Genomic DNA, 4903 nt, shown 5'->3' on the forward strand with positions numbered 1-4903 from the left:
CGCCCTGGACGTCACCGTCCAGGCCCAAGTGATGGACCTGCTGTCCGAGTTGCAGCGCGAGTACACGATGGGGCTCATTCTCATCACCCACGACCTGGGGGTGGTCGCGGACGTCGCCGACGACATCGCGGTGATGTACGCGGGCCGGATCGTCGAGCGGGCGCCCGTGCACGAGCTGTACCGCGCACCCGCGCACCCGTACACCCGCGGGCTGCTGGACTCGATCCCGCGCCTGGACCGCAAGGGCGCGGAGCTGTACGCGATCAAGGGCCTGCCGCCCAGCCTGACGGCGATCCCGGCCGGCTGCCCGTTCCACCCGCGCTGCCCGCGCGCCCGGGACATCTGCCGGACGGACCGGCCGCCGCTGTTCGCGGTGGGGCCGGGGCGGGCGAGTGCGTGCCACTTCTGGAAGGAGACACTGGATGACGCAGACTGAACCCCTTCTGGAAGTACGCGACCTGGTCAAGCACTTCCCGCTGACGCGCGGCATTGTGCTGAAGAAGCAGGTGGGCGCCGTACACGCCGTCGACGGCGTCTCCTTCGACGTCCGCAAGGGCGAAACGCTCGGCATCGTGGGGGAGTCGGGGTGCGGCAAGTCGACGGTCGCGAAGCTGCTCGTCCACCTGGAACGGCCGACGGCGGGGCAGATCCGCTACCGGGGCGAGGACATCACGCGGTTGTCGGGCAAGGCGCTGAAGGCGGTCCGCCGCAACATCCAGATGGTCTTCCAGGACCCGTACACCTCCCTGAACCCCCGGATGACGGTGGGCGACATCGTCGGCGAGCCGTACGAGATCCACCCGGAGGCGGCCCCCAAAGGCAGCCGGCGGCGCAAGGTGCAGGAGCTGCTGGAGGTGGTGGGCCTCAACCCCGAGCACGTCAACCGCTACCCGCACCAGTTCTCGGGCGGCCAGCGGCAGCGCATCGGCATCGCGCGCGGCCTGGCGCTGCGGCCCGAGGTGATCGTGGCGGACGAGCCGGTGTCCGCACTGGACGTCTCGGTGCAGGCCCAGGTGGTCAACCTGCTGGAGCGGCTGCAGCGGGAGTTCGGGCTGTCGTACGTGTTCATCGCCCACGACCTCTCCGTGGTCCGGCACATCTCGGACCGGGTGGCGGTGATGTATCTGGGGCGGCTGGCGGAGTCGGGGTCGGATACGGAGATCTACGAGCACCCGACGCACCCGTACACGCAGGCCCTGCTGTCGGCGGTACCGGTACCGGACCCGCGGGGACGGGAGGCGAGGGTGGGGGCACCTCCCGGCGGTGGCCGGGGGAGGATTCTCCTGACGGGTGACGTCCCGTCGCCCGCGGACCCGCCGTCGGGCTGCCGGTTCCGCACCCGGTGCTGGAAGGCGCAGGCGGTCTGCGCGGAGGTGGTGCCGCCGCTGGCGGTGCCGGAATGGTTCCGGGAGGGCGGGGGCCCGGCGGCGCACCCGTCGGCGTGCCACTTCGCGGAGGAGGGTGCGCGCACCTGACCCCCGTGCAGGTACGCGCGCCGGCTGCCGGTGTTCCGGTGCCGGAAATCCTCACGGTGCGCCGGGGGGAGTGAGGATTTCCGTCGCACTGCGGGCGAGCTCCCAGGGGTCGTGTTGGAAACGCACGGCCGGTTGACCTGGGAGTGGGGCACCATGCAACAGCAGGACACCCGTTTGTGAGTCCTCAGTGGCGCCCCCGACCCCCGGCCCCCGGAGCTCACATCACCACCTCCGTGTCCCGCTCCACCGTCGGCGGCTCCGGAAAGTGGCACGCCGACAAGTGGCCCTCCCGTGAGCCGTCCGCGCGGACCAGCGGCGGTACCGTCTCCGCGCACACGTCCCGCGCCTTCCAGCAGCGCGTGCGGAAGCGGCAGCCCGACGGGGGGTCGATGGGGGACGGGACGTCCCCCGCCAGCCGGATGCTCCCCCAGCTAACGCTGGGAGGTGCCCCCACCCTGGTCCCGCCGTCCTCCCCCGCCTCCGGTACCGCCGACAGCAGTGCGTGCGTGTACGGGTGGCGCGGGCGCCGGTAGATGTCGTCGCGGTCGCCCACCTCCACGATCCGGCCCAGGTACATCACCGCCACCCGTTGCGAGAAGTGCCGGACCACGGCCAGGTCGTGGGCGATGAACAGGAACGCGATGTCCAGCTCCCGCTGGAGCTTCTGGAGAAGGTTGACCACTTGGGCCTGGATCGAGACGTCCAGGGCCGACACCGGTTCGTCCGCCACGATCAGTTTCGGCTCCAGGGCCAGCGCCCTTGCCACCCCGATGCGCTGGCGCTGGCCGCCGGAGAATTCGTGCGGGAAGCGGTTGTAGTGCTCGGGGTTGAGGCCCACGGTCTCCAGGAGTTCGCGGACGCGGGCCTCCCGACCCCCGGGCGGCGCAATGCCGTTGATCTCCATCGGGCCGGAGACGATCTTTCCGACCGTCTGCCGCGGGTTCAGCGACGAGTACGGGTCCTGGAAGATCATCTGGATCTCGGAGCGGATCGGGGCGAGCTCCTTGCGGCTCGCGTGGGTGATGTCCTCGCCGCGGTAGCGGATCCGCCCGGCGGTCGGTTCCAGCAGCCGGGTCAGCAGCCGGCCCGTCGTCGACTTGCCGCAGCCCGACTCGCCGACCAGGCCGAAGGCCTCGCCGGCCCGGATGGCGAGGTCGATGCCGTCGACGGCCTGGACGGCGCCGACCGTCCGTTTGACCGGGAAGCCGCCCTTGATGGGGAAGTGTTTGGTCAGCCCCTCGGCCACCAGGATCTCGCTCATGTCCGCCACGTCCGCTCGCTCCTCAGCCCAGCCGGGGCTTGATCCGTTCGGTGAAGGTCGTGCGCTTCTGGTTCGGGGTCAGGTGGCAGGCCGAGCCGCGGCCCGTGGCCGGCAGTTCCGGGCGTTCCGAGCGGCAGCGGTTCCCGCCCACGTCGGAGACGAAGGCGCACCGTGGGTGGAAGGGACAGCCCGGCGGCGGTGCCAGCAGGCTCGGCGGGGTGCCGGGGATCGGGGTGAGCGGTTCCGTCACGTCCGAGGTCAGCCGCGGCATCGAGCCCAGCAGGCCCCAGGTGTACGGGTGTTGGGGCTCGCGCAGCACCTCGTCCACCGTGCCGCGCTCCACCGCCCGTCCCGCGTACATCACCAGCACCTCGTCCACCGTGTGCCCGACCACGCCGAGGTCGTGCGTGATGAGCACGATCGCCGCGCCCGTCTGCTGCTGGAGGTCCTTCAGGAGGTCGAGGATCTGGGCCTGCACGGTGACGTCCAGCGCCGTCGTCGGCTCGTCGGCGATCAGCAGTTCCGGGTCGCAGACCAGCGCCATGGCGATCATGGCGCGCTGCCGCATGCCGCCGGAGAACTGGTGCGGGTAGTCGTCCACGCGCAGCCCGGCGTTGGGGATGCCGACCTTCTCCAGCATCTCGATCGCCCGCAGCCGGGCGTCCCGCTTGGAGGCGCCGGTGTGTTTGCGGAAGGGCTCGGAGATCTGGCGGCCGACGGTGTAGTAGGGGGAGAGCGCCGTGAGCGAGTCCTGGAAGATCATCGCCATCTTGTTGCCGCGCAGCTTCTCCAGGACGGACTCGGGGGCGGCGGTCAGCTCCTGGCCGTCCAGCAGGATCTCGCCGCGGATCTCGGTGGACCGGGGGTCGTGCAGGCCGAGGACGGCGAGGTTGGTGACGGACTTGCCGGAGCCGGACTCGCCGACGATGCCGAGGGTCTCGCCCTTCCGTACGTCGAAGGAGAGGCCGTCGACGGCCTTGACGGTGCCGTCCTCGGTGTCGAAGCGGACGTGGAGGTCCCTGACGGACAGGAATGCGGTCACGGTGCTGAACTCCCTGAGGGGCGTGCGGAATCACGCGAGCCGCACCCGCGGATCGATGAAGGCGTAGGCGGCGTCGACCACGATGTTGGCCACGACGATCGCCGTGCAGCTGATCAGCATCACCGCCATCAGCGTCGGCAGATCGGTCTGGCCGACGGAGTCCACCGCCAGCCTCCCCAGCCCGTGCAGGCTGAATGTGAACTCGGTGATGATGGCGCCCCCGAACAGCGAGCCGAGGTCGATGCCGAAGATGGTCACGATGGGCGCGAGCGCCCCGCGCCACGCGTAGCGGAAGAAGACCGTGCGCCGGGTCAGCCCCTTGGCGCGGGCGGTGCGGACGTGGTCCTCGCCCAGCTGCTCGACCATCTGGGAGCGGGTCATCCTCGTGTAGTTGGCGACGAAGATGATGGAGAGCACCAGCCATGGGATGAGCATCCCGGTGAACCACTTCCCGGGGTTCTCGGTGATCGGGTAGTAGGCGGGGTTGTCCGCCCAGTGCAGGCCGGTGACGAACACGGCGAGGGCGAGGATGCCGACGAAGTAGATCTGCAGCGAGTTGGCGATCAGCGACAGTGAGCTGAAGAACTTGTCGGGCCACCGGCCCTGGAAGGCCGCGGCGATCATGCCGAAGCCGACGCCGACGGTCAGGAAGACGACGGCGCTGCCCAGGGTGAGCGACAGGGTCGTGGGGAAGCGGTCCACGATGGTGCCCCACACCGGCTGCTGGTTGGAGAAGGAGTAGCCGAAGCAGGGGGCCGCGCAGTGGCCGACGGAGTAGTCGCGGCCGGTGAAGATGCCCACCATGTAGTGCCAGTACTGGACGGGCACCGGCTGGTCGAGGCCCAGGTTCTTGTGGATGACGGCGAGCGCGTCGGCGGTGCAGTTCTTGCCGCAGGACATGCGGGCCGGGTCGGAGGGCAGCGCGAAGAAGAGGAAGAACGTGATCGCGCTGATCAGCAGGATGATGACGAGCGCGCCGGCGGTCCGGCGGGCGAGGAATCTCAGCATGGCTGCGCTGCCTCACGGTTCGGGCGGGGCGGGCGGGACGGGGGGCGGGACGGAGCGGCGGCGGCCGGCCGGGCCCGTGCGGCCCGGCCGGTACCGCGGCTACTTCACGAAGACGCC

The 4903-nt window shown here is 70.5% G+C and carries 5 protein-coding genes; 2 read left to right on the plus strand and 3 right to left on the minus strand.

Annotation, left to right across the window (positions count from 1 at the left end):
* A partial coding sequence (locus tag HG542_RS33040; RefSeq protein WP_171088051.1) for an oligopeptide/dipeptide ABC transporter ATP-binding protein occupies positions 1–436 on the plus strand: 436 nt, incomplete at its 5' end.
* Entirely contained in the window at positions 423–1475 is a 1053-nt protein-coding gene (locus HG542_RS33045) for an ABC transporter ATP-binding protein (RefSeq protein ID WP_171088053.1), read from the plus strand. The genes HG542_RS33040 and HG542_RS33045, both read left to right, overlap by 14 nt.
* Positions 1476–1692: 217 nt before the next feature.
* Here HG542_RS33045 and HG542_RS33050 read toward each other — a convergent pair whose 3' ends face one another.
* Genes HG542_RS33050 through HG542_RS33060 form a run of 3 tightly spaced genes read right to left on the minus strand, consistent with a single transcriptional unit; the run spans position 1693 to position 4786 of the window.
* Positions 1693–2736, minus strand: coding sequence for an ABC transporter ATP-binding protein (locus HG542_RS33050; protein WP_171088058.1), 1044 nt, complete (start codon positions 2734–2736; stop codon positions 1693–1695).
* 22 nt (positions 2737–2758) lie between these two features.
* Positions 2759–3778: an ABC transporter ATP-binding protein gene (locus HG542_RS33055; protein WP_171088054.1), complete on the minus strand. Its 1020-nt coding sequence runs from the start codon at positions 3776–3778 to the stop codon at positions 2759–2761.
* Between the two features lie 30 nt (positions 3779–3808).
* Positions 3809–4786, minus strand: a complete 978-nt coding sequence (locus tag HG542_RS33060) for an ABC transporter permease (RefSeq protein ID WP_171088056.1) — start codon at positions 4784–4786, stop codon at positions 3809–3811.
* Positions 4787–4903 lie beyond the last annotated feature (117 nt).

It is taken from the genome of Streptomyces morookaense (assembly GCF_013030945.1).
In the GTDB taxonomy this organism is placed as follows: domain Bacteria; phylum Actinomycetota; class Actinomycetes; order Streptomycetales; family Streptomycetaceae; genus Streptomyces; species Streptomyces morookaensis.